Below are 24911 nucleotides of genomic sequence, written 5' to 3'. Positions count from 1 at the left end.
GACCGTCGCCAGGGCTCCCACGCGGGGCAACCATCACACGGACCGGGTCAGAGCCGCGGGCCGAAGCTCGGCGGAGGACTGGTGGGAGGCCTGCGCCGAGGGTGCCGGCTCCAGCGGTTCGGGCAGTCCGGAGACCTGGAGCCGGATGGGGCACATCCAGCACCTCACCTACGTCACACGCTGTTTGCTGAGCCGTGGCGAGGGCCCCGGGGGTGAGGGCCGGCGGTGAGGCCGCTGCGGCTGAGGTGGCACCGCGCGCGGTGCCCGGCGCAGGCCGCGAGGACGGGCAACCACGCGGTGACGCCCCGCCCCCGACCGGACCGGTCGGGGGCGGGGCGTCACCGTTCGCGGATCGGGTCCGTGCGGCGTCAGCGCAGCTGCTCGTACGCGGGCAGCGTCAGGAAGTCCGCGTAGTCCTGGTCCAGGGAGACCTGGAGCAGCAGGTCGTGGGCCTGCTGCCACTTGCCTGCGGCGAAGGCCTCGTCGCCGATCTCGGTGCGGATCGCGGCCAGTTCCTCGGCCGCGACCTTGCGGGCGAGCTCCGCCGTGGCGTGTTCGCCGTTCTCGAAGACCACGTCCGCGTTGATCCACTGCCAGATCTGCGAGCGCGAGATCTCGGCGGTGGCCGCGTCCTCCATCAGGTTGAAGATGGCGACCGCGCCCATGCCGCGCAGCCAGGCCTCGATGTAGCGGATGCCGACGGCGACGGCGTTGCGCAGACCGTCGTACGTGGGCTTGGCGTGCAGGGTGTCGATGGCGATGAGGTCGCCGGGCGCCACGGAGACGTCCTCGCGCAGGCGTTCCTTCTGGTTCGGCTTCTCGCCGAGGACCGCGTCGAAGGAGGCCATCGCGATCGGGACCAGGTCGGGGTGGGCGACCCAGGAGCCGTCGAAACCGTCGCCGGCCTCGCGGTCCTTGTCGGCCTTGACCTTCTCGAAGGCGACCTTGTTGACCTCGGCGTCGCGGCGGGACGGGATGAAGGCCGCCATGCCGCCGATCGCGTGGGCGCCGCGCTTGTGGCAGGTGCGGACGAGGAGTTCGGTGTACGCCCGCATGAACGGGGCGGTCATCGTCACCGCGTTGCGGTCCGGCAGGACGAACTTGGCGCCGCCGTCACGGAAGTTCTTGACGATGGAGAAGAGGTAGTCCCAGCGGCCCGCGTTCAGCCCGGAGGCGTGGTCGCGGAGCTCGTAGAGGATCTCCTCCATCTCGTACGCGGCGGTGATCGTCTCGATCAGGACCGTGGCGCGGACCGTGCCCTGCGGGATGCCCACGTAGTCCTGGGCGAAGACGAAGATGTCGTTCCAGAGGCGGGCCTCCAGGTGCGACTCCGTCTTCGGCAGGTAGAAGTACGGACCCTTGCCGAGGTCGATGAGGCGCTGGGCGTTGTGGAAGAAGTAGAGGCCGAAGTCGACCAGCGCGCCGGGCACCGGGGCGCCGTCGAGCTGGAGGTGTCGCTCGTCCAGGTGCCAGCCGCGCGGGCGGGTGACGACGGTCGCGAGCTCGTCGGCGGGCTTCAGGGCGTAGGACTTGCCGGACTTCGGGTCCGTGAAGTCGATGGCGCGGTTGTAGGCGTCGATCAGGTTGAGCTGGCCGAGGACGACGTTCTCCCACGTGGGGGCGGACGCGTCCTCGAAGTCGGCGAGCCAGACCTTGGCGCCCGAGTTCAGGGCGTTGATGGTCATCTTGCGGTCGGTGGGACCGGTGATCTCCACCCGGCGGTCGTTCAGGGCCGCGGGGGCCGGTGCGACCTTCCAGGAGTCGTCCGCACGGATCGACGCGGTCTCCGGCAGGAAGTCCAGCGTGGAGGTGCGGGCGATCTCGGCGCGGCGCTCGCCGCGGCGGGCGAGGAGCTCGTCACGGCGCGGGGTGAACCGGCGGTGCAGCTCGGCCACGAACGCGAGAGCCGCGGGGGTGAGGACCTCGTCCTGCCGGGGCAGGGGCTCGGCATCGACGATGGCCAGCGAGGACGGCGCTGGTGCGGACATGAGCTGTCACTCCTTCAGCGGGCGGTGCGGACGGCGTCTCACGGCCGCCGGGTCGCCTGAAATGGCACGGCGTGCCATGGCTCCGGGATACGGCCGTGGCCGCCGTCTGGGGTGCAGAGGGCTTCTGACCAGTGGATAGTAGTTTCCTCATGGTGGAAGTTCAATGGTTTGTTGATGTCGAGATTCTCCGGGTCGACAGAAGTGGGCCCTCGCTGGCGCAGCGTGCCAGTGCGTTCACTCAAGGTGGTACAGGTCCTCCGTCGTGTCGATGTCGTACGCCTGGGCCACATCGGAACACTCGACGAGCGTGATCGCGTCGCGGTGCTCCCGCAGATAGGCGCGCGCCCCCTGATCGCCTGTCGCCCCCGCCGAGATGTCTGCCCACAGAGCGGCCCCGAACATCACCGGATGGCCACGTTCACCCGCGTAGGAGGCCGCTGCCAGGCTCGTACGGGAGCGGTACGCCGACCGCACCCGCGCCACCGCCCCGGCGCCGATGCCGGGCTGGTCGACCAGCATGACGACGACCGCGTCCGCGTCCGTCCCGGCGAGGGCCGCGAGCCCCGCCCGCAGTGAGGAGCCCATGCCCTCGGTCCAGTCCGGGTTGACGGTCACCGTGCAGCCGGACAGCTCCGCCCTGGCCCGCACCTCGTCCGCCGCCGCGCCGAGCACCACATGGACCGGGTCGCAGCCGCCGTCCCGCAGGGTGCGTACCGCGTGGTCGACGAGGAGGCCGCCGCGGTGTTCCAGCAGCGCCTTCGGGCGGCCGCCCAGCCGGCGGCCGCCGCCCGCGGCGAGGAGTAGTCCGGCGACGGCCGGGTTGACGGAGGGGGAGGAAGGGAGCGGATTGCTTGTCATGCGGCCTGGATACCTCACAAGCCGGGCTCCCGCACAGACGGACCGTTTCTGCAACCCGCTGTGATCGCGCGGGACACACCGGGTTCCGTCCGTGGAGTGGCGCACGGCACCTTTCATGGCGTTAACTTGCCCGCACCCCCGGACACTTGACCACGGTCCGGGACTCGGTCGAAACACCAGCACGAGGATGTGCGAGGGGGAGTGCTTTGTTGAAAAGCGTGGGGCAGGCGCGGGTGACCAGCAGCAACGAGGACCCGAGGGTGACGGAGCTGCGTACGGCCGTCTCCCGGCTCCGGAGGGAGCTGGCCGGACATCCCGCGGAGTTCCCGGACCGCGCGATCGCCGAGGACGAGCTCGCGGCGCTGGACGCGATGGCGATCAGCGGCGTGCCCGAGATTCCCCGGCTCCGCCGCTCGCTGCTGCTGATCGCGGGGGCGATCGGCTCGGTCAGCGCGCTGGCGTCGGCACTCAGGGACGTACGGGTCGCGGTGGACCTCTTCGGGGAGCCGCCGCGCCGGTGAACCGTCGCCGCGGCCTTCCCCTCCGGACCTCCGGGAGGAAGGCCGCGGCTCAGCGGCGGATGAGTCTGCGGGCCGTCGCCGCCGCGACCGCCGCCGTGCGTGAGTCGACGCCCAGCTTGGCGTAGATGTGCACCAGATGGGACTTCACCGTCGCCTGGCTCAGGAACAGCTTCTTGCTGATCCGCAGGTTCGACAGCCCTTCGCCCACCAGTTGCAGGACCTCCAGCTCGCGCTTGGTGAGGGCCTCCGCGGGGGTCCTCATCCGGTCCATCAGCCGGTGCGCGACGGCCGGGGCGAGCGCGGACCGGCCGGCCGCCGCCGTACGGACCGCGGCCGCCAGCTCCTCCGGCGGGGCGTCTTTCAGCAGATAGCCGGCGGCCCCCGCCTCGACCGCGGCCAGGATGTCGGCGTCCGTGTCGTAGGTGGTCAGGATCAGCACCCGGGGCGCGTCCGGCTCCGAGGTGATCGCGGCGGTGGCCTCCGAGCCGTGCAGACCCGGGCCGAACTGCAGGTCCATCAGGACGACGTCGAACCCGCCGGTCGCGGCCAGCGCCACGGCCTGCTCCGCGGTGGCGGCCTCCGCGGCGACGTGGAAGTCCGGCTCGGTGTCCAGTACGGCCCGCAGCCCCGCCCGGACCACCGGGTGGTCATCGGCGAGCAGCAGCCTGATCGGCGTGGTCATGCGGATTCCTGTCCGTTCGTGCCGGCGGGGCGCGGCGAATCCGTTCCGGCGGGGAGCGGCAGGGTGAGGGCGACGGCCGTGCCCTGGCCGGGTGCCGACTCGACGCTCAGCGTGCCGCCCAGCGAACGGGCCCGCGACCGCATGGCGGGCAGCCCGAAGCCACCGGTCCCCGTGCCGCTGCCGCCGGCCGGGACGGCGTCCGGCGAGAAGCCGCAGCCGTCGTCGACCACGTCCAGCGACACCGAGGTGTCCATGAAGCTCAGCGTGATCTCGGCCCGCCGCGCCCCGGCGTGCCGCACGGTGTTGGCCAGCGCCGACTGCGCGGTACGCAGCAGCGCCACCTCGTACGGGGTGGGCAGCTCCACCGGGGTGCCGCTGACGGCGAACTGCACGGTGAGAGCGGCATCCGTGCCGCGGTCCGAGAGCCGTTCCAGGGCGGCCGCGAGGGAGCCGTTCTCCAGGTCGGGCGGGGTCAGGGCGCGGACGAAGCGGCGGGCCTCCGCGAGGTTGTCCTGGGCGGCCTCGCGGGCCTGGCGGACATGGGGGGTGGCGGGCGCGTCCGGTTCCAGGGTGCGTTCGGCCGCGCGCAGGAGCAGCTGAATGCTGGAGAGGCCCTGCGCGAGGGTGTCGTGGATCTCCCGCGCCAGCCGTTCGCGTTCCGCGAGCGTGCCCGCGGTGCGTTCGGCGGCGGCCAGCTCCGCCCGGGTCGAGACGAGCTCCTCGATGAGTTCGCGGCGCCGCTCGCTCTCCCGGAACAGCGCGTCGTACCCGAGCACCGTCGCGACGGCCACCGCGGCCCCGAGCACCGGGCCGATGAAGGTGCCCGGCGTGACCGCCTGCCCGTGCACCAGGAAGCTGGTGATGGCGGCGGCCGCGGTCACCGCCACGGCGGGCAGCCCCCAGCGCATCGGCAGCAGGTGCAACTGGAGGAAGTAGAGCGGGAACGCCACCCACAGCCCGTCCGGCGACAGCGCCAGCAGCACCAGCCAGAGCGCCCCCAGCACGGCGAGCCAGCACGCCCCGGCCAGGGTCCCCGGCTGCACAACAGGAGCCAGCGCGCCGGCCCCGTACACCGAGGCCAGCACGCAGGACACCACGACGACGGCGGCGGCGTGCGGGTCCCCGGCGCTCACGGCCTTGACCGCCGCCAGCGCCAGCAGTCCCAGCAGCAGGGCGTGCAGACACAGCCGCAGCGCGGCGGCGACCGGCGGATGAACACGTGTTTCCATGATTCGTTCAGCGTAGGCGGGCGGCGCCCGCGGCCGGTCAATCGAAAGGTTGATGTCGGGCCCAGCCCGCGGGCGATGTTTCGCGGGCCGCCCGGACCGAGGCTGGAGTCATGTTCGTCGCATGGAGAGATCTTCGGTTCGCCAGAGGCCGGTTCGCGCTCATGGGCACGGTCGTGGTGCTGATCACGCTGCTCGTGGGTCTGCTGTCCGGCCTCACGGCAGGACTGGCCCGGGAGAACACCTCGGCCGTCACGGGGCTGAGCGCCGACCACCTGGCGTTCGCCGCCCCGCCCGACGGCCAGTCGGTGTCCTTCACCAATTCCACCGTCAAGGAGAGCGCCTGGCGGAGCTGGGCCGGGCGGCCCGGCGTCGAGAAGGCCCAGCCGCTCGGCATCCGCACCATCGACGCCGCAGCGGTGGCGGGGGAGCGGACGGCGGCCGTCTCGGCGTTCGGCGTCGAACCGGACAGCGGCCTGGCGCCCCCCGGAACCCCGGTGGGACCCGGAAAGGTCGTCCTCTCCGAGCAGGCCGCGGAGGACCTCTCCGCCCGGACGGGGGACCGGCTGCGGCTCGGCGGCGCCGAGGTCACCGTCGCGGCCGTCGCGGGCGACGCCTCGTACAGCCATACGCCGGTCGTGTGGACCGCGCTGGCCGACTGGCAGCGGCTCGGGGCCGACGGCGCGGCCCGCGCCACCGTGATCGCGCTGACCACCACCGACGGCGCGGACCTGGCGGCGGGCGACCGCGCGGCCGGCACCAGCACGCTCACCCTGGACGGCTCCCTCACCGCCATCGGCTCCTACCAGGCCGAGAACGGCTCGCTCCAGCTGATGCGCGGATTCCTCTTCGCCATCTCCGCCCTGGTCATCGGCGCCTTCTTCACCGTCTGGACGATCCAGCGCAGCGGCGACGTCGCCGTCCTCAAGGCACTCGGTGCCTCTACGCCCTATCTGCTCCGGGACGCGCTCGGCCAGGCGGTGGTGATGCTCGCCATCGGCACCGGGATCGGCACCGCTCTCGCGTCCGGCATCGGCGCCCTGGTCAGCGGCGGCGCCGTGCCCTTCGTCCTGGAGGCGTCGACCGTCCTCGTGCCGGCAGCCGTCATGATCGCCCTCGGCGCCGTCGGGGCGGCCCTGTCCATCCGGCGGATCACCGCCGTCGACCCGCTCACCGCACTCGGGAGTGCCCAATGACCCTCATGCTCACCGATGTCACGCTCACCTACCCCGACGGCGACGGGCGGCTCACCGCCCTGGACCGGGTGGCACTCGATGTGCCCGCCGGCACCCTCACCGCGGTCGTCGGCCCCTCCGGTTCGGGCAAGTCGAGCCTGCTGGCCGTGGCCGCCACCCTGGTCACCCCGGACGAGGGCGCCGTCGTCGTCGCGGGGACCGACACGGTGGGGCTCAGCCGCGCGGACAAGGCGGTGCTGCGGCGCGAGCGGATCGGCATCGTCTTCCAGCAGCCGAACCTGCTGGCGTCGCTGACCGCCGCGGAGCAGCTCCAGGTCATGGCCCATCTGTCGGGCGGCGCGCCCAGGACCGCCCGGACCCGGGCGCTGGAACTGCTCGACGCGGTCGGTCTGGCCGACAAGGCCGACCGCAGGCCGCACCAGCTCTCCGGTGGTCAGCGCCAGCGGATCAACATCGCGCGGGCCCTGATGAACGACCCGGCGGTCCTGCTCGTCGACGAGCCGACCAGCGCGCTCGACCACGAACGGGGAGCGGCCGTGCTGGACCTGCTCGTCACGCTGACCCGCGAGCGGTCCACGGCGACCGTCATGGTCACCCACGACCGGACCCATCTGGACCGGATGGACGTGACGGTCACGATGCGGGACGGCCGGCTGACCGCCCCGGCACTGGCCTGAGCGCGCTCAGCCGCTGGACGTCCCGCTGCTGGCCAGCACCTCTGAGAGCTCCTTGGCGGCCTGCTGGAGGATCGGCACGATCCGCTCGGTGGCCGCCTCCGTCACCCGGCCCGCCGGACCCGAGATCGAGATCGCGGCGGAGGTGGGGGAGTTGGGCACGGAGACCGCGAGGCAGCGGACCCCTATCTCCTGCTCGTTGTCGTCCACCGCGTAGCCCACCCGGCGGACCTGCTCCAGCGCGTCCAGGAAGCCCTCGGGGGTGGTGATCGTCTTCTCGGTGGCGGCCGGCATCCCGGTGCGCGCCAGCAGCGCCCGCACCTCGTCCGGCGGGGTGTGCGCGAGCAGCGCCTTGCCGACACCGGTGGAGTGCGGCAGCACCCGGCGGCCCACCTCTGTGAACATGCGCATCGAGTGCTTGGACGGCACCTGCGCCACGTACACGATCTCGTCGCCGTCGAGCAGCGCCATGTTCGCGGTCTCGCCGGTCTCCTCGACCAGCCGCGCGAGATACGGGCGGGCCCAGGTGCCGAGCAGCCGTGCGGCGGATTCACCGAGCCGGATCAGGCGCGGGCCGAGCGCGTAACGCCGGTTGGGCTGCTGGCGGACGTATCCGCAGACCACGAGCGTGCGCATCAGCCGGTGAATGGTGGGCAGCGGAAGCCCGCTGCTCGCGGAGAGCTCACTCAGACCGACCTCGCCCCCCGCGTCGGCCATCCGCTCCAGCAGATCGAAGGCGCGCTCAAGGGACTGCACACCACCGCTGGGTCCGGCGGGCTTGGAGTCGGATGTGCTGGCGTGGGACGGCGGCACGTCAACGGTCCTTTCGAAGCGGAAGAGCAAGGCAGCAGCCTACCGGGCGCTTCCCGATCGGCCCACTGTTCAGGGTCGGCGTCCTGGCCGGTCAGGGCCCGTTTGTCCGGGTGTCTACCGACGGCCGGACGGTTCTGACGCACGGCCTCCGGCTTATTCTACGTTCCGCTCTCCGAAATTAGTCTTTTACTTTGTGGAAATCTCCAGTCGACATCCCGCATGGTCCGCCGGTCGGCCGACGCGGAGAATGGGGGTCTTGACGAGCCGCTTTCGCGAGTGAAGACTCCTTCAACAGTTCGTTGAATTTCTGGAAGTGGGGAGCACGGGTGTCCGCTACGGACGTGAAGCTGGTACTGCGCTCGACGCGCGTCGTCACTCCTGAGGGGACGCGGCCCGCGACGGTCGCCGTCGCCGACGGAAAGATCGACGCCGTCCTGGCGTACGACGCGGAGGTGCCCGGGGGCGCCCGGCTGGAGGACTTCGGTGACGACGTCCTGCTGCCCGGCCTGGTGGACACCCATGTCCATGTGAACGACCCCGGCCGCACCGAGTGGGAGGGCTTCTACACCGCCACCCGCGCCGCCGCGGCCGGCGGGATCACCACCCTGCTCGACATGCCGCTCAACTCCCTCCCGCCGACCACCACCGTCGAGCACCTGCGCGTCAAACAGCGGGTGGCCGCCCCCAAGGCGCACATCGACACCGGCTTCTGGGGCGGTGCGATCCCGTCCAACGTGAAGGACCTGCGCCCGCTGTACGAGGCCGGGGTCTTCGGCTTCAAGTGCTTCCTGTCGCCCTCCGGCGTCGAGGAGTTCCCCGAGCTGGACCAGGAACAGCTGGCCCGCTCGATGGCCGAGATCGCCGGATTCGGCGGGCTCCTGATCGTGCACGCCGAGGATCCCCACCACCTGGCGGCCGCGCCGCAGCGCGGCGGCCCCGCCTACGCGGACTTCCTGGCCTCCCGGCCGCGCGACGCGGAGAACACCGCGATCGAGGGGCTGATCGCCCACGCCAAGCGGCTGAACGCCCGAGTCCACGTACTGCATCTGTCCTCCAGCGACGCGCTGCCGCTGATCGCCGCCGCCAAGCGCGAGGGGGTGCGCGTCACGGTCGAGTCCTGCCCGCACTTCCTCACCCTCACCGCGGAGGAAGTCCCGGACGGCGCCACCGAGTTCAAGTGCTGCCCGCCCATCCGCGAGGCGGCCAACCAGGACGCGCTGTGGGAGGGGCTCGCGGACGGCACCATCGACTGCATCGTCTCCGACCACTCGCCCTGCACCACAGACCTCAAGACGCCGGACTTCGCCTCCGCGTGGGGCGGGATCTCCTCCCTCCAGCTCGGTCTGCCCGCCATCTGGACGGAGGCCCGCAAGCGCGGCCACTCGCTCGACGACGTCGCCCGCTGGATGTCCGCCGCCCCCGCCGAACTGGCCGGGCTCCGCTCCAAGGGCGCGATCGCGGCCGGCCGGGACGCCGACTTCGCGGTCCTCGCCCCCGACGCCACCTTCACCGTCGACCCGGCCGGGCTGTTCCACCGCAACCAGGTCACCGCGTACGCCGGCCGGACCCTGCACGGCGTCGTCAGGTCCACCTGGCTGCGCGGCGTACGGATCGCGTCGGACGGCGTACTGGACGCGCCCACCGGCCGCCTCCTCGAACGGGACCGCTGAACACGGCCGGGGCCCGCGGGTAGCTGTCCGTATTCGGGGGATACGGTGGTGATGCGGGGGCCTGGCCGGGTTGCCGCGTCCCGAGCAGGAGTCGTCATGATCTTCATCGCAGTCAGGTTCACCGTCCGCAGCGCCGAGCGCGACAACTGGCTCCCGGCCGTCGAGGACTTCACCGCCGCCACCCGCCAGGAGCCGGGCAACGTGTTCTTCGACTGGTCCGTCAGCGTCGAGAACCCGGACCAGTTCGTGCTGCTGGAGGCCTTCGCCTCCGCCGAGGCGGGTGAGGCCCATGTGCGGTCGGCGCATTTCGCGGCGGCGATGGACACGATGGCGGGTCTGGTGGCCGAGACGCCCGAGATCATCAACGTCGAGGTGCCGGGCGAGGGCTGGTCGCGGATGGCGGAGATCCAGCCCCGGGAGAGCTGAACCCCGCCACTGCCTCGCCACCGCCGCGCAGCCTTCCGGCGTCGCTCAGAACTCCTCGTGGGTCTCGGGGTCCCCGCCGAACCGCTGCCGGGGCCCGGCCGCGATGCGCTCCAGCTCCCCGGCCGTCAGCTCGAAGCCGAAGAGGTCCAGGTTGTCGCGCTGCCGTCCCGGATCGGCGCTCTTCGGGATCGGGACGGCCCCGAGCTGGGTGTGCCAGCGCAGCACCGCCTGCCCCGGCGTCACACCGTGTGCCCGCGCGACGGAGACGAGTCCGGGATCGGCCAGCAGATCGTGGCCCCGCCCCAGCGGGCTCCAGCTCTCGGTGACGATGCCCTTGGCGGCGTGCACGGCCCGCAACTCCTCCTGCGGCAACCGAGGATGCATCTCGATCTGGTTGACGGCGGGCAGCACCCCCGTCTCCCGCTCCAGCCGGTCCAGCTGGTCCGCGGTGAAGTTGGAGACCCCGATCGACCGTACGAGCCCCTCCTCGCGGAGCCGGATCATGGCCTTCCAGGTGTCCACGTACAGATCGACGCGGGGCAGCGGCCAGTGGATGAGATAGAGGTCCACGTAGGAGAGGCCGAGGTTGCGCCGGGACTCCTCGAACGAGGCCAGCGTCTTCTCGTACCCCTGGTGGCGGCCCGGCACCTTGGTGGTGACGAAGACGTCCTCGCGGTCCACCCCGCTGCGGGCGATCCCGCGTCCGGTGCCGGTCTCGTTGCCGTAGTTCAGCGCGGTGTCGACGAGCCGGTAGCCGAGGCCCAGGGCCCCGGCGACGGCTTCCTCTGCCGCGTCGTCGTCCAGCGGCCAGGTGCCGAGCCCGACCGAGGGCACGGTCCGGCCGTCGTTCAGCTTGTGCGTCGGGGTCTCGGGCATGGTCGGTTCCTCTCGCCGGACGGCTGGCTGGTTGCCTGCCCGGCCAGCCTAGGGTCACTTCTTCCGGCCGGCCTCGCCGTGCAACCGTGCGATGACCTCGTCCACCCGGCTCTGCTCGTAGCCCCGGCGGACGAGCTCGAAGGCCACGACCCCGGCCGGCGGGGTGCCGCCGCGCAGCCGGGTTATATAGGCGTCGACCTGATCGCGGTCGTATCCGCGCCGGGCGATGGTGAAGCCGAACTCCTCGTGCAGCGGGGGTTCGTACTCCTCCCGTGCCTCACGTGACCCGCGTGACCAGAACATGGGTGCCTCCTCCGGCAGGATGGGCGGACGGGCTGAAGTCGTCCGCCCACCCTGCCACGGAACTCAGGCGGCGTGGCCACCGTCCACCACGACCTCGGTGCCGGTGATGTACGCGGCCTCGTCACCGGCCAGGTAGGCGATGAGCGAGGCCACTTCGCCGGCCGTGCCGAACCGGTCCAGCGCGGTCGCGCCCCGCTGTCCGGCGGCGAACGGGCCGTCGGCCGGGTTGAGATCGGTGTCCACCGGTCCGGGCTGGACCAGGTTGACGGTGATCCCGCGCGGGCCGAGCTCGCGGGCGAGCGGCTTGGTGAGTCCCGACAGCGCCGACTTGCTCATCGCGTAGAGCGTGCCGCCCGGTCCGCCCGCGAACCGGCTCAGGGCCGTACCGAGGGTGATGACGCGGCCGCCGCGCTCCATCACTCCGGCCGCCTCCCGGCAGGCCAGGAACACGGCCCGCACGTTGACCGCGAGCACCCGGTCCACATCGGCGGTGCTGAGGGTGCCGATGGGGCCGAGGACGCCGATGCCCGCGTTGTTGACCAGGACGTCGAGCCGGCCGAACGTCTCCGCCGTCCGGCGCACCACCGCGGGGACGGCCTCCGGGTCGGCCGAATCGGCGCGCAGGGCGACCGCGCGCCGGCCGCACGCCTCGATCTTCCGCACGGTCTCCAGGGCGGCGGCCTCGTCCCTGGCGTAGGTCAGCGCCACATCGGCGCCGTCCTGGGCGAGCCGCAGGGCGGTGGCGGCGCCGATGCCTCGGCTGCCGCCGGTGACGAGTGCAACGCGGTTGGAGCCGGTGCTGCTGGTGCTCGTGCTGTTCATCAGGGGTCCTGTCCGGTTGTCCGGTGGTGTCGCCGGTTGGCTGACAAGGACAAGGAAAGTTCTTCCGAGGACCGGAGACCGGCGGTAAACGGACGCACACTCCGCTACGCCGCCCCGACCGGCCGATGAGTTGCGGCCCGCGCGGAGGTCAGAACAGTTGGAAGCGGAACCGCCGCCATTCCCGAGCCCCGAAGGAGCAGGACCATGGCGAAGCTGACCCTCATCACCTTTCTGACCCTCGACGGCGTCATGCAGGCCCCCGGCGCCCCGGAGGAGGACCCGAGCGGAGGATTCGAGTACGGCGGCTGGCAGGCCCCGGTCATCGACGAGGACAGCGGACGGTTCGTCGCCGAGCTGTTCGACCGCTCGGCGGCCTTCCTGCTGGGCAGGCGTACGTACGACATCTTCGCGGGGTACTGGCCGTCCGTCACCGACCCGGACAATCCGATCGCCGGCCGCCTCAACCGGTACCCCAAGTACGTCGTCTCGACCACGCTGGAGAAGGCCGACTGGGAGAACACCACCGTGATCTCCACCGATGTCGCCGCGGAGATCACCCGGATCAAGGAGCGCACGCAGGGAGGCGAGGTGCAGATCTACGGCAGTGGCGTGCTCGCCCGGTCCCTGATGGCGCACGGCCTGATCGACGAGTACAACCTGCTGGTCCACCCGGTCGTGCTCGGCGCCGGGAAGCGGCTGTTCACGGACGGCGGACCGCCGACGGCCTTCGAGCTGACCGGCACCCGCACGACGCCCAACGGCATCGCGATCAACACCTACCGGCCCACCGGACCGGCCGAGTTCGGCTCCATCCCCGACGGCACGTGAACAGGCCGGTACGTGAACGAGCGGTACGTGAACGGCCCGTGCGGTCAGCCGCCGTGCGGCGGGCTCCAGTCCGGCGAACGGCCGAGCGCCGACAGCACGAGCCGGAAGGCGTCCGGGCTGCCGGAACCCGTCGCCCCGCCGTCCGGCAGAGCGGGCCGGAAGGCCGCACCCGGCCGCTCGCGCGCCTCACCGCCGGGGACGCGCAGGGCGATGGGCAGCGCGGCCTCGACGACGTCCGGGGAGAAGGCGGTGCGCATCCCGAGGGAGGCCGCCGCGTCCCAGGAGTGCACCACGTAGTCGATGAAGTGGAACCCGATCGCGGTGGACGCGGCGAAGGTCGCGGCGGCATCGATCTCCGGAAGCGCGAACCGCCGCTCCAGTACCCCCGGTTCGGCGAACGCGTCCAGCACCGCGTCGGCCGCCTCCGCGTACCGGGCGGCCGGATCGTCCCCGTACGGGCGGGTCCGCCAGGCGGCCGCACCGGCCCCCTGACCCCGCGCGGCGGCGGCGAACCCGAGGTGCTGGGCGCCCATGTGCTCGACGAGGCGGCGCAGCGTCCAGTCGGAGCAGGGGGAGGGGCGGTCCCAGTCGCCGGGGCCCGCGCTCCGCACGACGCGTACGGATTCCAGCACTGCGGTCCGGTCGAGCCGCACGATGTCCACGGTCGGGGTTCCCTTCGTCGAGCGTTTCAGGCGGTCGCGGTGGCGGCGGCGCGGCGTTCCGCGACGGACAACCGCGACCGATCGCGACCATACAGTTGAACGAACGATCGTGCTATTAGTTTCGGGCGAGCCGCCCGCCGGCCGAGAGAAGTGCGCCGGTGCTACGTGGGGAGCGGCAGCGAAGACGGGTCCGTCGCCACCGCCCGCAGTCGCTCCAGGATCGCGCGCGCAGCTCTCGTATAACCCTCTGAGCTCTTCCGGAGCACCGAGTCGCCGTTGGCGAGCTCCAGGAACGCGATGATCTCGAAGGCGAGCTGGCCGGCATCGCAGTCCGCCCGGATCTCGCCCAGCACCCGCGCCTCCTCGATCCGCCGCTCCACGAAGGCGACCCAGCCGGACTGCGCGGCCACGAGCGCGTCGTGCACCGGGCCCTCCCGCGCGTCGAACTCCGCGATCGCCGCGTAGAAGAAGCAGCCCCCGGGGAACACCCGCTGCTCCGAGTACGCGATCCAGCGCTCGTACAGCTCCCGGATCCGCCCCAGCCCGGCCGGAACGGCCCGTACCGGCCGCACGACATGCTCGTCGTACACCGCGGCGGCGGCCCGCACGGTGGCCAGCTGGAGCTCCTCCTTGGAGCCGAAGAGGGCGAACACGCCGCTCTTGCTCAGCCGCAGCCCGGTGGCGAGCCGGCCCAGCGAGAGGCCTTCGAGGCCCTCCACCGACGCGACCTCGGCGGCGTGCGCGAGCACCAGCTGCCGGGTGCGGTTGCCCCGTTCGACCCTTCCGTCCTGGCGTGCTCCCGCCATCTGGCGACTCCGTGCTCGGTGGGGTGCGGGGCGGCCGACGTCGGGCCGGTCCCGGGGCTCGCCATTGTAGGAGGGCGACCGGTACGGTGATCGTTCCGCGTGCGAGCCAGTGAGGTCTCCGCATCCTGCCTGTGGAGAACCAGGAGTTCCGGGTGTCCTCGATCGCCGTTCCCGCCCTCGCACCGCCGCGCCGGGCGTGGCTCACCGATCTGCCCGTCCTGCTGGTCGCGGTCGTCTGGGGTTCCAGCTACCTGGCGGCCAAGGGAATCACCACGGCGCAGACCGTCATCGCCGTCCTGGTGCTGAGGTTCGCCGTCGTGCTGCCCGTCCTGGTGATCGCCGGACGGCGCAGGCTGTCGGCGCTGACCGCGGCGCAGTGGCGGGGCGCGGGGCTGCTGGGCCTGGTGCTCAGCGGGATCTTCCTAGTGGAGACGTACGGCATCGTGCACACCTCGGCGACCAACGCCGGGCTCATCATCAGTCTCACCATGGTCTTCACCCCGCTCGCGGAGGCCGCGGTGACCCGCGTCCGGCCGGCCGGGAGCTTCCTCGCCGCGGCCGCGCTCTCGGTTGCCGGTGTGGTGCTGCTGACCCAGGGCGGCGGGTTCACCAGCCCCTCCGCGGGCGATCTGCTGATGCTCGTCGCCGCCCTGGCCCGCACCCTCCACGTACTGCTCATGGCGCGCATCAAGTCCGTCCGCTCCGCGGACTCGCTGTCGCTGACCACCGTCCAGCTCGGCAGCGCGGTCGCCGTCTTCGCAGCTCTGGCCGCCGTCCCCGGCACCGGCGAGTCGCCGTGGTCGGTCGCCGCCGGATTCGGTGTCCGGGAATGGGGAGGACTGCTCTTCCTGTCGGTCTTCTGCACGCTCTTCGCGTTCTTCGTACAGATGTGGTCCGTACGCCGCACCTCGCCGTCCCGGGTCAGCCTGCTGCTCGGTACGGAACCGCTCTGGGCCGCCGCCGTCGGCATCGCGATCGGCGGCGAGCGCCTCGGCGTCCTCGGAGCGGCGGGCGCGGTCCTGGTGCTCGCGGGTACGGCCTGGGGGCGTCGCAGCGCCGCCCCGGCTACTCCTTGACCGAGTCCGACGCGATCATGACGGCGATCCCCGCGACCACCAGCACGATGCTGACGAACAACGAGTAGTCGCCGATGAGCGGCAGCCGCCGCACCAGGCCGAAGAAGTGGAACCAGTCGAACCATTCGTGGAGCAGCCCCGCGGCCCCCTGGGCGAACACCAGGAAGCCGACCGTCTCGCAGAGTCTCTTCATGGGTTTGAGCCTGGCGCGCCGGGCACCGCCGCCGCATCGGCCGGTGGTCCGGGCCGCTCGTCCGAAAGTCTTCCCTTCCGCGACTTTGGTCGCCTCCCGGCCCCGAACCGCCGGAAGCTTCGATTCCACTGCGTAGCTTTGTCGATATGACGCGCACGGAGTACCCCTGGCTGCTGCCCTCGGCGATGGCCGACCCCGAGCTGCCCGGTGACAGAGGCGCCCGTTCCCGCCGGACCGTGCGCGACTGGATCGTCGACCTCACGGCGTTCCTCTGCGCGGCGGGCATCGGACTGGCGACCATCGCGACGATCGAGGCGGACCCCACCACATCCGAGGGCGTCGTCTTCGTGGACTCGCTGGTCGGCGCCGCCGCCTGCTGCGCCCTGTGGGTCCGGCGGCGGTGGCCGGTCGGCCTCGCGGTGGCGTTGACGGTGCTCTCCATCGTGGAGCCCGTCGCGGCCGGGGCGCTGCTGGTGTCCCTGTTCAGCGTGGCCGTGCACCGGCCGTTCCGCCCCGTCGCCTTCGTCGGCGCGGGAGCCCTGGCCGTCGCCCCGCTCCAGCCCTACCTGCGCCCGGACCCGACCACCTCGTTCATCGCGTCCACGATCATCGGCGTGCTGCTGATCCTGCTGGTGCTCAGCTGGGGCATGGTCGTACGTTCCAGACGCCAGCTCGTCGTCACCCTGCGCGAGCGGGCCCGGCGCGCCGAGACCGAGGCCGGACTGCGCGCGGAACAGGCGCAGCGGCTGGCCCGCGAGGACATCGCCCGGGAGATGCACGATGTCCTCGCCCACCGGCTGACCCTGCTCTCCGTACACGCCGGAGCCCTGGAGTTCCGGCCCGACGCGCCCCCCGCCGAGGTGGCCCGCGCCGCCGGGGTCATCCGGGACAGCGCGCACGAGGCGCTCCAGGACCTCCGCGAGATCATCGGGGTGCTGCGCAGCCCCCGGGACAGCGAGGGCGACCGGCCGCAGCCCACCCTCGCCACGCTCGACGCACTGGTCGCCGAATCCCGCCTGGCCGGGATGAAGGTGGCCCTCGACAACGGCCTGGCGGACCCGGACGCGGCGCCCGCCGCCACCGGCCGCACCGTCTACCGCATCGCCCAGGAGGGCCTGACCAACGCCCGCAAGCACGCACCGGGCACCGAGGTCACCGTCAGGGTCAGCGGCGGCCCAGGCCAGGGCATCACCGTCGAGGTGCGCAACCCGGCCCCCACCGAACCCTTCGAGCAGGTGCCCGGCTCCGGACAGGGGCTCATCGGGCTGACCGAACGGGCCACCCTCGCCGGTGGCCGACTCGACCACGGTCCCGAACCTGGCGGCGGGTTCGGGGTCCGGGCTTGGCTACCGTGGCCGTCATGACCACCCCGACTCCCGCCCCCGCCGACCGCCCCGTCCGGCTCCTCATCGTCGACGACGACCCGCTCGTACGGGCCGGGCTCGCCCTGATGCTCGGCGGCGCCGAGGACATCGACATCGTGGGGGAGGGCGCCGACGGCAGCGAGGCGCCCGGGCTCGTCGAGCGGCTCCGCCCGGACGTCGTCCTGATGGACATCCGGATGCCGGTCATGGACGGGCTGACCGCCACCGAGGCGCTGCGCGGCCGCCCGGACGCACCCGAGGTCATCGTCCTGACCACCTTCCACGCCGACGAACAGGTGCTGCGCGCGATCCGTGCCGGAGCGGCCGGCTTCGTACTCAAGGACACCCCGCCCGGACAGATCGTCGACTCGGTGCGCCGCGTGGCGGCCGGTGACCCGGTCCTGTCGCCCGCGGTGACCCGGCAGCTGATGGCCCGCGCCGCGGGCTCCGGTGGGGAGGAGAAGGCCGACCGCGCGCAGGGGGCCCGCCGACGGCTCGCCTCGCTCGCCGACCGGGAACGCGAGGTGGCCATCGCCGTCGGGCACGGCCGTTCCAACGCGGAGATCGCCGCGGCCCTCTATCTGAGCGTGGCCACCGTGAAGACCCAGGTGTCACGGATTCTGGCCAAGTTCGACTTCAACAACCGGGTCCAGATCGCCCTGCTGGTCCACGATGCGGGTCTGCTCGACGACGGCGACGGCCCGGAGCTGTCCTGAACTCTCCGTCACTCCCCGACCCGGCGGCATACGCTGATCCGGCCGGTCCCTCGCGGCCGGACCGATCAGACCGGGAGGGTGGGCCCATGTCCGATGTCGACGTAGATCTGCGCGGGGTCGCGGACTTCACCGCGAATCCTTACCCGTACTACGAGAAGATGCGTGCCGCGGGTCCGGTGCACTCCGTCCGGACGGACGAGTTCGACCGGGTGTGGCTCGTCGTCGGGTACGACGAGGGGCGGTCGGTCCTGGCCGACCAGCGGTTCGGCAAGGACTGGCGGACGCTGCCCGGCCAGACGGGCACGGGCGACCCGATCAACGCCAACATGCTGGAGATGGACGCACCCGACCACACCCGGCTGCGCAAGCTGGTCGCGCGGGAGTTCACCGCCCGCCGGATCGAGGCGCTGCGGCCCCGCGTGCGGCAGATCACCGACGGACTGCTCGACGCGATGGTGCCCGCCGGCCGGGCGGATCTCGTCGACGCCTTCGCCTTCCCGCTGCCCATCACCGTCATCTGCGAACTCATCGGTGTGCCCGATCTGGACCGGGACGCCTTCCGGCTGCTGTCCAACGGCGTGGTCTCCCCGGCGGGCGCGGCGGAGGAGGGCGACGCGGTCCGCGCCATGGGCGGCTACCTCGCCGAACTGATCGAGAACAAGCGCCGCTCGCCGGGCGAGGACCTGCTGAGCGCGCTGATCGCCGCCCGGTACGAGGACGAGGACGCGCTGTCGCCCGACGAACTGGTCGGCATGGCCTTCCTGTTGCTCGTCGCGGGCCATGAGACGACCGTCAACCTGATCTCCAACGGGGTGCGGGCGCTGCTCGAACACCCTGAGCAACTGGCGGCACTGCGGGCCGACTTCGGGCTGATCGACGGGGCGGTCGAGGAGATGCTCCGCTATGACGGGCCGGTGGAGGCCGCCACCTTCCGGTTCGCCCGGGAGACCGTGGCCATCGGCTCGGCCACCGTCGCGGAGGGCGATTCGGTCCTGGTCGCCCTCGCGGGCGCCGACCGCGACCCCGCCCGCTACCCGGAACCCGACCGCTTCGACATCCGCCGCGACGCGCAGGGGCACCTGGCCTTCGGACACGGGACGCACTTCTGCCTGGGCGCGCCGCTGGCCCGGATGGAGGGCCGCATCGCGGTGCGGGCGCTGCTGGAGCGCTGCCCCGGACTCCGGCTCGATCCGGACGCCGGCGAACCGGACTGGCTGCCCGGCATGCTGATCAGGGGGACACGCAAGCTGCCCGTGCGCTGGTGAGGCAGACTCGCCGAAGGACAGCGGACAGAGAGGAACCGTCATGACCGGACTGGACCTGGAGATGGCCCGGAAGGTGCTCGACAGCCAGCCGTTCAGCGGGCTCGTCGGCGCGCGGATCACCGCGTTCGGGGACGGCGGGGCCACGCTGGAGATCGACGGCCGTGCCGAACTCCAGCAGCAGAACGGGTTCCTGCACGGCGGGGTGCTCGCGTACGCCGCCGACAACGCGCTCACCTTCGCCGCCGGAACGACCCTCGGCCCGGCCGTGCTGACCGGCGGATTCTCGATCCAGTACCTGCGGCCCGCCACCGGCGGCGGACTCGTCGCCCGCGCCTTCGTCGTCCATTCCGGCCGCCGCCAGGCGGTGGCGCGCTGCGATCTGTTCACCGTGGACGCGAGCGGGGCAGAAACCCTGTGCGCGGTCGCCCAGGGCACCGTGCTGAATGCCGCGTCGTCCTGAAGGAGCCCTGCTTGACCACGGAAGAGGCAGTCGACCTCGGAGCGATGGGGGACAGGTTCACCCGCGACCCGTACAGCGTGTACGCGGAGCTGCGGGCCCGTGGCCCCGTCCACCGGGTCCGCATCCCGGAGGGCGCGCCCGCCTGGCTCGTCGTCGGGTACGAGGAGGGCCGGGCCGCCCTCGCGGACCAGCGGCTCTCCAAGCGGTGGGCCCTGGCCTCGCCCGACCTCGGCGTGAGCAAGGTCTCCTCCGGGACGTCCATGCTCAGTACGGACGCACCCGTGCACACCCGGCTGCGCAAGCTGGTCGCCCGGGAGTTCACGCCCCGCCGCATGCAGCGACTCCTGCCGCGTGTGCGGCGGATGACCGACGAGCTGCTCGACACGATGCTGGCCCTGCCCGGCCGCCGCACCGACCTCGTCGAGTCGCTGGCGTTCCCGCTCCCGATGTCCGTCATCTGTGAACTGCTCGGCGTCCCCTCCCTGGACCGCCGGGCCTTCCGGGCGTGGTCCAACACCGCGGTGTCCTCCATCGACGCGGCGGCCCGCAGCGCGGCGACCGCCGACACGTCCCGCTATCTGGCCGGGCTCCTCGACGACAAGCGCGAACAGCCCGGCGACGACCTGATCAGCGCGCTGATCCACACGGCCGACGAGGACGGCGACCGGCTCTCGGCCGACGAACTGATCGGCATGGCCTGGCTGTTGCTCGTGGCCGGCCACGAGACCACGGTGAGCCTCATCTCCAACGGGGTGCTCGCCCTGCTCACCCACCCGGAACAGCTCGAAGCGCTGCGGGCGGATCCCGGCCTGATCGACAACGCGGTGGAGGAGATGCTGCGGTACGCGGGCCCGATCGAGACCCCCACGTACCGCTTCACGACCGGCCCGGTCGACATCGGCGGCACGGTCGTCCCGGGCGGCGGCGAGCTGGTCCTGATCGCGACGGCCGATGCCAACCGCGACCCGGACCGCTACCCGGACGCGGACCGATTCGACATCACCAGGGACGCCCGGGGGCACCTCGCCTTCGGCCACGGCATCCACTACTGCCTGGGCGCGCCGCTGGCCCGTATCGAGGCGGCGGTGGCGGTCGGATCGCTGCTGGAGCGCTGCCCGGAGCTGGCGCTCGACGCCGACCCGGACACGCTGACCTGGCGGACGGGGATGCTCATCAGGGGACCGGAGGCGCTGCCGGTCCGGTGGTGAGGGCGGGCGGGCCGTCTCCGACGACCGCTCGGGCCCCGGTCGCGCTCAGGCTCCGGGGATCTCCGCCAGCTCCACCGGCCGGTGCTCCCGGCGCGAGACCTCGCACGCCTCCGCGATCCGCAGCGCGTGCAGGGCCTCCCGCCCGTCGCACGGATTGGCCGCCTCGCCCCGCACCAGCCGGACGAAGGCGTCCAGCTCGGCCTCGTACGCCGGGGCGAAGCGTTCCAGGAACCCCGGCCAGGGCTTGGCCGGGGCGGCGGGGCCCTGCGGTTCCGCCGAGGTCAGCGGGGTGCGGTCGTCCAGGCCGACCGCGAGCTGGTCCAGCTCCCCGGCGAGCTCCATCCGCACGTCGTACCCGGCGCCGTTGCAGCGGGTCGCCGTCGATGTGACGAGGGTGCCGTCGTCGAGGGTCAGCAGCGCCGCCGCGGTGTCCACGTCACCGGCCTCGCGGAACATCGCGGGTCCGGCGTCCGAGCCGGTGGCGTACACCCGGACCACCTCGCGGCCCGTGACCCAGCGCACCATGTCGAAGTCGTGGATCAGGCAGTCCCGGTACAGCCCGCCGGAGAGCGGCAGGTAGGCCGCGGGCGGCGGCGCCGGGTCGGAGGTCACCGTCCGCACGGTGTGCAGCCGGCCGAGCTCCCCGCCGCGCACGGCCGAGCGCGCCGCCAGGTACCCCGCGTCGAACCGTCGCATGAAGCCGAGCTGGAGCACGCTCCCGGCCTCCCGCGTCTCGCGCAGCGCGGCCAGCGTGCCGGCCAGGTCGAGGGCGACGGGCTTCTCGCAGAACGCGGGCACCCCGGCGCGGGCGGCCCGGCCGATCAGCTCGGCGTGCGCCGCGGTGGCCGAGGCGATCACCACGGCGTCCACGCCCGCGCCGAACACCTCCGCGGCGGACCCGGCGGTGACCGCCCCGGTCCGGCGCGCGACCTCCGCCGCGCGGGCCGGGTCCGTGTCCGTCACCACCAGGGCGTCCACCGAGGGGTGGCGGGACAGCACGCCCGCGTGGAAGGAGCCGATCCGGCCGGTGCCGATGAGTCCGATGCGCATGGACCCAACGTGCCGGTCACCGGCAACGCTGTCAACTGTATGTCCTGACAAAGTCGGCCAAGTGTCGGGGCGCGGCCCGCGCCCGCCCGGCCGGGCTCCCCGCCTCACTCCTTCGATTCCCGCCGCCCCGTACGGTGACAGCGCCCCATGACTTCCGTACGGTGTCGGAGGCTTCCCGGCTTCTCGGGGATACTTGCCCAGCCGGACCGGGACCGTACGGGCCCCGGCTCCGCCGGCAGCACAACGAGCAGCACGAGAAGGGCACGCAGTCGTGGCAAGGGTTCGGACAGGGGTACGTGCGATGGGCGCCGTGCTTGCGGCGGTGCTCGGGGCTTCCCTCATGGGATGCAGCAGCACCGGCGGCAAGCGGGCGGAGGAGCGGGCGGCGCGGTCCGCCGCCGAGGGCCGGTCCGCGGTGAACACGCCCCGCTGGACCTTCGCCATGGTCACCCACTCGGGCGACGGCGACACCTTCTGGGACATCGTCCAGAAGGGCGCCAAGATGGCGGCGGGCAAGGACAACATCAACTTCCTGTACTCGCACAACGACGAGGCGCAGCAGCAGGCCCAGCTGGTCCAGGCCGCCATCGACAAGAAGGTCGACGGGCTGATCGTCACGCTCGCCAAGCCCGACGCCATGAAGGACGTCGTCGCCAAGGCGACCAAGGCCGGTATCCCGGTGATCACGGTCAACTCGGGCGTCGCGGAGTCCAAGCGGTTCGGCGCGCTCACCCACATCGGCCAGGACGAGTCCATCGCCGGCGAGGCCGTCGGCGAGGAGCTCAACAAGCGCGGCCGCAAGAAGGCCCTGTGCATCCTGCACGAGCAGGGCAACGTGGGCCACGAGCAGCGCTGCGCCGGAACGAAGAAGGCCTTCGACGGCCAGATCCAGAACCTGTACGTCGAGGGCACCAACATGCCGGACGTCCAGGCGTCCATCGAGGCGAAGCTCCAGGCCGACAAGGACATCGACGCGGTCGTCACCCTCGGCGCGCCGTTCGCGGACGCCGCCGTCAAGGCGAAGCAGACCGCGGGCAGCAAGGCCGAGATCGACACCTTCGACCTGAACGCCAAGGTCGCCGCCGAGCTCAAGGCCAAGACCCTCGGCTTCGCCGTCGACCAGCAGCCCTACCTCCAGGGGTACGAGGCCGTCGACCTGCTCTGGCTCTACCGCTACAACCGCAACGTGCTCGGCGGCGGCCGCCCGGTCCTCACCGGCCCCCAGGTCATCACCTCCGCCGACGCCGCCCAGCTCGCCGAGTACGCGGACCGGGGAACCCGATGACCGCGGCCTCCGGATCCTCGTCGCCCGCCGGGACGGACGAGCGGCTGCTGCGCACCTCACCGCTGCGCAAGCTGCTCGGCCGACCGGAGCTGGGCTCTGTCGTCGGCGCGCTGGCCGTCTTCCTCTTCTTCGCGATCGTCGCCGACAGCTTCCTGCGCGCCACCAGCTTCGGCACGGTGCTGTACGCGGCCTCCACCATCGGGATCATGGCCGCTCCGGTGGCGCTGCTGATGATCGGCGGCGAGTTCGACCTCTCGGCGGGGGTGATGGTCACCAGCTCCGCGCTGATCTCGTCGATGTTCAGCTACCAGATGACGGCGAACGTCTGGGTCGGCGTCTTCGTGTCGCTGCTGGTCACGCTCGCCATCGGCGCCTTCAACGGCTTCATGCTGACCCGTACCAAACTGCCGAGCTTCATCATCACGCTCGGTACGTTCCTGATGCTGACCGGTCTGAACCTGGGCTTCACCAAACTGATCAGCAAAACCGTCTCGACGAAGACCATCGGCAACATGGAGGGCTTCCCCTCCGCCCGTAAGCTCTTCGCCTCCTACTGGACCGTCGGCGGCGTCGAGCTCAAGGTGACCATCCTGTGGTGGGCGGTCCTCGTCGCCGTCGCCACCTGGATCCTGCTCCGCACCCGCTTCGGGAACTGGATCTACGCGGTCGGCGGCGGCGCCGACGCGGCCCGCGCGGTCGGCGTCCCGGTGATCCGGACGAAGATCGGGCTCTACCTCGGCGTCGCCTTCGCCGCCTGGGTCTCCGGACAGCACCTGCTGTTCAGCTATGACGTGGTGCAGTCCGGCGAAGGTGTCGGCAACGAGCTGATCTACATCATCGCGGCGGTCATCGGCGGCTGCCTGATCACCGGCGGCTACGGCTCCGCGATCGGCTCCGCGGTCGGCGCCTTCATCTTCGGCATGACCAGCAAGGGCATCGTGTACGCGGAGTGGAACCCGGACTGGTTCAAATTCTTCCTCGGAGCGATGCTGCTCCTGGCCACCCTGCTCAACGCATGGGTACGCAAGCGCGCGGAGGCGACGAAATGACGGCCCCCAAGGCACCGGACGTGCCTAAGGACACCGAGCCGCGGGCGCTGGTCGAGCTCGACCACGTCAGTAAGTACTACGGCAACATCAAGGCGCTGGAGGACGTCTCGCTGGAGGTGCACGCGGGCGAGATCTCCTGCGTCCTCGGCGACAACGGCGCCGGCAAGTCCACCCTCATCAAGATCATCGCGGGGCTGCACCGGCACGACGCCGGAAGCTTTCTCGTGGACGGCGAGGAGACCACCCTCGCCAACCCGCGCGACGCCCTGGACCGGGGCATCGCCACGGTCTACCAGGACCTCGCCGTCGTCCCCCTGATGCCGGTCTGGCGGAACTTCTTCCTCGGCTCCGAGCCGACGACCGGCGTGGGCCCCTTCAAGCGCCTCGACGTCCGGCTGATGCGCGAGACGACCCGCTCCGCGCTGCTGCGGATGGGCATCGACCTGCGCGACGTCGACCAGCCCATCGGCACCCTGTCCGGCGGCGAGCGCCAGTGCGTGGCCATCGCGCGGGCCGTCCACTTCGGCGCCAAGGTGCTCGTCCTGGACGAGCCGACCGCGGCGCTCGGCGTCAAGCAGTCCGGCGTCGTCCTCAAGTACGTCGCCGCCGCCAGGGACGCCGGACTGGGCGTGGTTCTCATCACGCACAACCCGCACCACGCCTACCTCGTCGGTGACCGCTTCGTGCTGCTCAAGCGGGGCGCGATGGCCGGCAGTCACAGCCGGGGCAGCATCACGCTGGACGAGCTCACCCGCCAGATGGCGGGCGGCAGCGAGCTGGAGGAGCTCAGCCACGAGCTGGAGCGGACCCCCGGGCCCGACCTGCCGGGCGGCCCCGTGACGAAGCACGACACCCCGTAGTCCGGCCGGGCCGCCGAGCCCGTCCGGCAGCCCC

28 protein-coding genes are annotated in these 24911 nt (G+C 72.0%); 15 read left to right on the top strand and 13 right to left on the bottom strand.

Features of this window, described 5'->3' with window-relative positions:
- Window positions 1–33: 33 nt before the first annotated feature.
- The 3 genes from ACFVQ0_RS05325 to ACFVQ0_RS05315 form a co-directional block, all read right to left on the bottom strand.
- Window positions 34–156 carry a hypothetical protein gene (locus ACFVQ0_RS05325; protein WP_390084740.1) on the bottom strand — a complete coding sequence of 41 codons (123 nt, stop codon included), beginning with the start codon at window positions 154–156 and terminating at the stop codon, window positions 34–36.
- Between the two features lie 212 nt (window positions 157–368).
- Window positions 369–1988 carry a malate synthase A gene (gene aceB / locus ACFVQ0_RS05320; protein WP_390084738.1) on the bottom strand — a complete coding sequence of 540 codons (1620 nt, stop codon included), beginning with the start codon at window positions 1986–1988 and terminating at the stop codon, window positions 369–371.
- Between the two features lie 234 nt (window positions 1989–2222).
- On the bottom strand, window positions 2223–2846 hold the full coding sequence (locus ACFVQ0_RS05315) for an NTP transferase domain-containing protein (protein WP_390084736.1): 624 nt from the start codon (window positions 2844–2846) through the stop codon (window positions 2223–2225).
- A gap of 218 nt (window positions 2847–3064) precedes the next feature.
- Between ACFVQ0_RS05315 and ACFVQ0_RS05310 the strand changes: the two genes are divergently transcribed.
- Window positions 3065–3367 carry a DUF5955 family protein gene (locus ACFVQ0_RS05310; RefSeq protein WP_390085396.1) on the top strand — a complete coding sequence of 101 codons (303 nt, stop codon included), beginning with the start codon at window positions 3065–3067 and terminating at the stop codon, window positions 3365–3367.
- A gap of 49 nt (window positions 3368–3416) precedes the next feature.
- On the opposite strand, the gene ACFVQ0_RS05305 is transcribed toward ACFVQ0_RS05310, so the two are convergent.
- Both ACFVQ0_RS05305 and ACFVQ0_RS05300 read right to left on the bottom strand, forming a co-directional pair.
- A complete protein-coding gene (locus ACFVQ0_RS05305) occupies window positions 3417–4049 on the bottom strand; it encodes a response regulator (RefSeq protein WP_390084734.1) in 633 nt (210 codons plus the stop codon).
- The gene (locus ACFVQ0_RS05300; RefSeq protein ID WP_390084732.1) at window positions 4046–5278 is read right to left on the bottom strand and encodes a sensor histidine kinase; all 1233 of its coding nucleotides are present in this window, start codon (window positions 5276–5278) and stop codon (window positions 4046–4048) included. Before ACFVQ0_RS05300 ends, ACFVQ0_RS05305 begins: the two co-directional genes overlap by 4 nt.
- A gap of 110 nt (window positions 5279–5388) precedes the next feature.
- On the opposite strand from ACFVQ0_RS05300, the gene ACFVQ0_RS05295 reads away from it, so the two are divergent.
- Together ACFVQ0_RS05295 and ACFVQ0_RS05290 are read left to right on the top strand one after the other, a co-directional pair.
- Window positions 5389–6471, top strand: coding sequence for an ABC transporter permease (locus ACFVQ0_RS05295; RefSeq protein WP_390084730.1), 1083 nt, complete (start codon window positions 5389–5391; stop codon window positions 6469–6471).
- Window positions 6468–7148, top strand: coding sequence for an ABC transporter ATP-binding protein (locus tag ACFVQ0_RS05290; protein ID WP_390084728.1), 681 nt, complete (start codon window positions 6468–6470; stop codon window positions 7146–7148). Before ACFVQ0_RS05295 ends, ACFVQ0_RS05290 begins: the two co-directional genes overlap by 4 nt.
- 6 nt (window positions 7149–7154) lie before the next feature.
- Here the strand turns inward: ACFVQ0_RS05290 and ACFVQ0_RS05285 are convergent, their stop codons facing one another.
- Window positions 7155–7958: an IclR family transcriptional regulator gene (locus tag ACFVQ0_RS05285; RefSeq protein WP_390084726.1), complete on the bottom strand. Its 804-nt coding sequence runs from the start codon at window positions 7956–7958 to the stop codon at window positions 7155–7157.
- Between the two features lie 326 nt (window positions 7959–8284).
- Between ACFVQ0_RS05285 and allB the strand changes: the two genes are divergently transcribed.
- Both allB and ACFVQ0_RS05275 read left to right on the top strand, forming a co-directional pair.
- Window positions 8285–9628 (top strand): allantoinase AllB, encoded by a 1344-nt coding sequence (allB, locus tag ACFVQ0_RS05280; RefSeq protein WP_390084724.1) that lies wholly within the window; start codon window positions 8285–8287, stop codon window positions 9626–9628.
- 96 nt (window positions 9629–9724) lie between these two features.
- Window positions 9725–10054 carry a putative quinol monooxygenase gene (locus tag ACFVQ0_RS05275; RefSeq protein WP_390084722.1) on the top strand — a complete coding sequence of 110 codons (330 nt, stop codon included), beginning with the start codon at window positions 9725–9727 and terminating at the stop codon, window positions 10052–10054.
- A 45-nt stretch (window positions 10055–10099) separates the two neighbouring features.
- Here the strand turns inward: ACFVQ0_RS05275 and ACFVQ0_RS05270 are convergent, their stop codons facing one another.
- From ACFVQ0_RS05270 to ACFVQ0_RS05260, 3 genes are all read right to left on the bottom strand, one after another.
- Window positions 10100–10930 (bottom strand): aldo/keto reductase, encoded by an 831-nt coding sequence (locus tag ACFVQ0_RS05270; protein ID WP_390084720.1) that lies wholly within the window; start codon window positions 10928–10930, stop codon window positions 10100–10102.
- A 54-nt stretch (window positions 10931–10984) separates the two neighbouring features.
- Window positions 10985–11233, bottom strand: coding sequence for a DivIVA domain-containing protein (locus ACFVQ0_RS05265; protein WP_390084718.1), 249 nt, complete (start codon window positions 11231–11233; stop codon window positions 10985–10987).
- A 63-nt stretch (window positions 11234–11296) separates the two neighbouring features.
- Window positions 11297–12055: an SDR family NAD(P)-dependent oxidoreductase gene (locus tag ACFVQ0_RS05260; protein WP_390084716.1), complete on the bottom strand. Its 759-nt coding sequence runs from the start codon at window positions 12053–12055 to the stop codon at window positions 11297–11299.
- 204 nt (window positions 12056–12259) lie between these two features.
- On the opposite strand from ACFVQ0_RS05260, the gene ACFVQ0_RS05255 reads away from it, so the two are divergent.
- Entirely contained in the window at window positions 12260–12883 is a 624-nt protein-coding gene (locus ACFVQ0_RS05255; RefSeq protein ID WP_390084714.1) for a dihydrofolate reductase family protein, read from the top strand.
- Between the two features lie 44 nt (window positions 12884–12927).
- Here the strand turns inward: ACFVQ0_RS05255 and ACFVQ0_RS05250 are convergent, their stop codons facing one another.
- Both ACFVQ0_RS05250 and ACFVQ0_RS05245 read right to left on the bottom strand, forming a co-directional pair.
- A complete protein-coding gene (locus ACFVQ0_RS05250) occupies window positions 12928–13545 on the bottom strand; it encodes a TIGR03086 family metal-binding protein (protein WP_390084712.1) in 618 nt (205 codons plus the stop codon).
- 161 nt (window positions 13546–13706) lie between these two features.
- On the bottom strand, window positions 13707–14351 hold the full coding sequence (locus ACFVQ0_RS05245) for a TetR/AcrR family transcriptional regulator (RefSeq protein WP_390084710.1): 645 nt from the start codon (window positions 14349–14351) through the stop codon (window positions 13707–13709).
- 152 nt (window positions 14352–14503) lie between these two features.
- On the opposite strand from ACFVQ0_RS05245, the gene ACFVQ0_RS05240 reads away from it, so the two are divergent.
- A complete protein-coding gene (locus tag ACFVQ0_RS05240) occupies window positions 14504–15427 on the top strand; it encodes a DMT family transporter (protein WP_390085394.1) in 924 nt (307 codons plus the stop codon).
- Here the strand turns inward: ACFVQ0_RS05240 and ACFVQ0_RS05235 are convergent.
- The gene (locus tag ACFVQ0_RS05235; RefSeq protein WP_390084708.1) at window positions 15417–15620 is read right to left on the bottom strand and encodes a hypothetical protein; all 204 of its coding nucleotides are present in this window, start codon (window positions 15618–15620) and stop codon (window positions 15417–15419) included. The two genes, ACFVQ0_RS05240 and ACFVQ0_RS05235, sit on opposite strands and share 11 nt — an antisense overlap.
- Window positions 15621–15766: 146 nt before the next feature.
- On the opposite strand from ACFVQ0_RS05235, the gene ACFVQ0_RS05230 reads away from it, so the two are divergent.
- From ACFVQ0_RS05230 to ACFVQ0_RS05210, 5 genes are all read left to right on the top strand, one after another.
- The gene (locus ACFVQ0_RS05230) at window positions 15767–16984 is read left to right on the top strand and encodes a sensor histidine kinase (RefSeq protein ID WP_390084706.1); all 1218 of its coding nucleotides are present in this window, start codon (window positions 15767–15769) and stop codon (window positions 16982–16984) included.
- Window positions 16981–17700, top strand: a complete 720-nt coding sequence (locus tag ACFVQ0_RS05225; protein ID WP_390084704.1) for a response regulator — start codon at window positions 16981–16983, stop codon at window positions 17698–17700. The genes ACFVQ0_RS05230 and ACFVQ0_RS05225 overlap by 4 nt, the downstream gene beginning before the upstream one ends.
- Before the next feature lie 86 nt (window positions 17701–17786).
- On the top strand, window positions 17787–18965 hold the full coding sequence (locus ACFVQ0_RS05220; RefSeq protein ID WP_390084702.1) for a cytochrome P450: 1179 nt from the start codon (window positions 17787–17789) through the stop codon (window positions 18963–18965).
- A gap of 40 nt (window positions 18966–19005) precedes the next feature.
- Entirely contained in the window at window positions 19006–19425 is a 420-nt protein-coding gene (locus ACFVQ0_RS05215; RefSeq protein WP_390084700.1) for a PaaI family thioesterase, read from the top strand.
- Window positions 19426–19436: 11 nt separating this feature from the next.
- Window positions 19437–20633, top strand: a complete 1197-nt coding sequence (locus ACFVQ0_RS05210) for a cytochrome P450 (protein WP_390084698.1) — start codon at window positions 19437–19439, stop codon at window positions 20631–20633.
- A gap of 45 nt (window positions 20634–20678) precedes the next feature.
- Here ACFVQ0_RS05210 and ACFVQ0_RS05205 read toward each other — a convergent pair whose 3' ends face one another.
- On the bottom strand, window positions 20679–21683 hold the full coding sequence (locus ACFVQ0_RS05205; protein WP_390084696.1) for a Gfo/Idh/MocA family oxidoreductase: 1005 nt from the start codon (window positions 21681–21683) through the stop codon (window positions 20679–20681).
- A 301-nt stretch (window positions 21684–21984) separates the two neighbouring features.
- On the opposite strand from ACFVQ0_RS05205, the gene ACFVQ0_RS05200 reads away from it, so the two are divergent.
- Genes ACFVQ0_RS05200 through ACFVQ0_RS05190 form a run of 3 tightly spaced genes read left to right on the top strand, consistent with a single transcriptional unit; the run spans window position 21985 to window position 24877 of the window.
- Window positions 21985–22968 (top strand): sugar ABC transporter substrate-binding protein, encoded by a 984-nt coding sequence (locus ACFVQ0_RS05200; RefSeq protein WP_390084694.1) that lies wholly within the window; start codon window positions 21985–21987, stop codon window positions 22966–22968.
- Complete coding sequence (locus ACFVQ0_RS05195) at window positions 22965–24017, top strand: ABC transporter permease (RefSeq protein WP_073735102.1); 1053 nt, start codon at window positions 22965–22967, stop codon at window positions 24015–24017. Before ACFVQ0_RS05200 ends, ACFVQ0_RS05195 begins: the two co-directional genes overlap by 4 nt.
- Entirely contained in the window at window positions 24014–24877 is an 864-nt protein-coding gene (locus ACFVQ0_RS05190; protein WP_390084692.1) for an ATP-binding cassette domain-containing protein, read from the top strand. The genes ACFVQ0_RS05195 and ACFVQ0_RS05190 overlap by 4 nt, the downstream gene beginning before the upstream one ends.
- The last annotated feature ends 34 nt before the right edge of the window (window positions 24878–24911 follow it).

The organism is Streptomyces sp. NPDC057900, assembly GCF_042887885.1.
Classification (GTDB): domain Bacteria; phylum Actinomycetota; class Actinomycetes; order Streptomycetales; family Streptomycetaceae; genus Streptomyces.
The sequence above is the reverse complement of the archived record's forward strand: the minus strand, read 5'-3'. Positions and strand labels throughout refer to the sequence as shown.

Bases quoted from the DNA above. Each gene is read 5' to 3' on its own strand.
- ACFVQ0_RS05215 (WP_390084700.1), top strand. From the start codon at position 19,006: ATGACCGGACTGGACCTGGAGATGGCCCGGAAGGTGCTCGACAGCCAG.
- ACFVQ0_RS05265 (WP_390084718.1), bottom strand. From the start codon at position 11,233: ATGTTCTGGTCACGCGGGTCACGTGAGGCACGGGAGGAGTACGAACCC.
- ACFVQ0_RS05260 (WP_390084716.1), bottom strand. From the start codon at position 12,055: ATGAACAGCACGAGCACCAGCAGCACCGGCTCCAACCGCGTTGCACTC.
- ACFVQ0_RS05295 (WP_390084730.1), top strand. From the start codon at position 5,389: ATGTTCGTCGCATGGAGAGATCTTCGGTTCGCCAGAGGCCGGTTCGCG.
- ACFVQ0_RS05245 (WP_390084710.1), bottom strand. From the start codon at position 14,351: ATGGCGGGAGCACGCCAGGACGGAAGGGTCGAACGGGGCAACCGCACC.
- ACFVQ0_RS05190 (WP_390084692.1), top strand. From the start codon at position 24,014: ATGACGGCCCCCAAGGCACCGGACGTGCCTAAGGACACCGAGCCGCGG.
- ACFVQ0_RS05235 (WP_390084708.1), bottom strand. From the start codon at position 15,620: ATGAAGAGACTCTGCGAGACGGTCGGCTTCCTGGTGTTCGCCCAGGGG.
- ACFVQ0_RS05315 (WP_390084736.1), bottom strand. From the start codon at position 2,846: ATGACAAGCAATCCGCTCCCTTCCTCCCCCTCCGTCAACCCGGCCGTC.
- ACFVQ0_RS05195 (WP_073735102.1), top strand. From the start codon at position 22,965: ATGACCGCGGCCTCCGGATCCTCGTCGCCCGCCGGGACGGACGAGCGG.
- ACFVQ0_RS05325 (WP_390084740.1), bottom strand. From the start codon at position 156: ATGTGCCCCATCCGGCTCCAGGTCTCCGGACTGCCCGAACCGCTGGAG.
- ACFVQ0_RS05255 (WP_390084714.1), top strand. From the start codon at position 12,260: ATGGCGAAGCTGACCCTCATCACCTTTCTGACCCTCGACGGCGTCATG.
- ACFVQ0_RS05270 (WP_390084720.1), bottom strand. From the start codon at position 10,930: ATGCCCGAGACCCCGACGCACAAGCTGAACGACGGCCGGACCGTGCCC.
- ACFVQ0_RS05225 (WP_390084704.1), top strand. From the start codon at position 16,981: ATGACCACCCCGACTCCCGCCCCCGCCGACCGCCCCGTCCGGCTCCTC.
- ACFVQ0_RS05300 (WP_390084732.1), bottom strand. From the start codon at position 5,278: ATGGAAACACGTGTTCATCCGCCGGTCGCCGCCGCGCTGCGGCTGTGT.
- ACFVQ0_RS05275 (WP_390084722.1), top strand. From the start codon at position 9,725: ATGATCTTCATCGCAGTCAGGTTCACCGTCCGCAGCGCCGAGCGCGAC.
- ACFVQ0_RS05220 (WP_390084702.1), top strand. From the start codon at position 17,787: ATGTCCGATGTCGACGTAGATCTGCGCGGGGTCGCGGACTTCACCGCG.
- aceB (WP_390084738.1), bottom strand. From the start codon at position 1,988: ATGTCCGCACCAGCGCCGTCCTCGCTGGCCATCGTCGATGCCGAGCCC.
- ACFVQ0_RS05205 (WP_390084696.1), bottom strand. From the start codon at position 21,683: ATGCGCATCGGACTCATCGGCACCGGCCGGATCGGCTCCTTCCACGCG.
- ACFVQ0_RS05290 (WP_390084728.1), top strand. From the start codon at position 6,468: ATGACCCTCATGCTCACCGATGTCACGCTCACCTACCCCGACGGCGAC.
- ACFVQ0_RS05200 (WP_390084694.1), top strand. From the start codon at position 21,985: ATGGGCGCCGTGCTTGCGGCGGTGCTCGGGGCTTCCCTCATGGGATGC.
- ACFVQ0_RS05230 (WP_390084706.1), top strand. From the start codon at position 15,767: ATGACGCGCACGGAGTACCCCTGGCTGCTGCCCTCGGCGATGGCCGAC.
- ACFVQ0_RS05305 (WP_390084734.1), bottom strand. From the start codon at position 4,049: ATGACCACGCCGATCAGGCTGCTGCTCGCCGATGACCACCCGGTGGTC.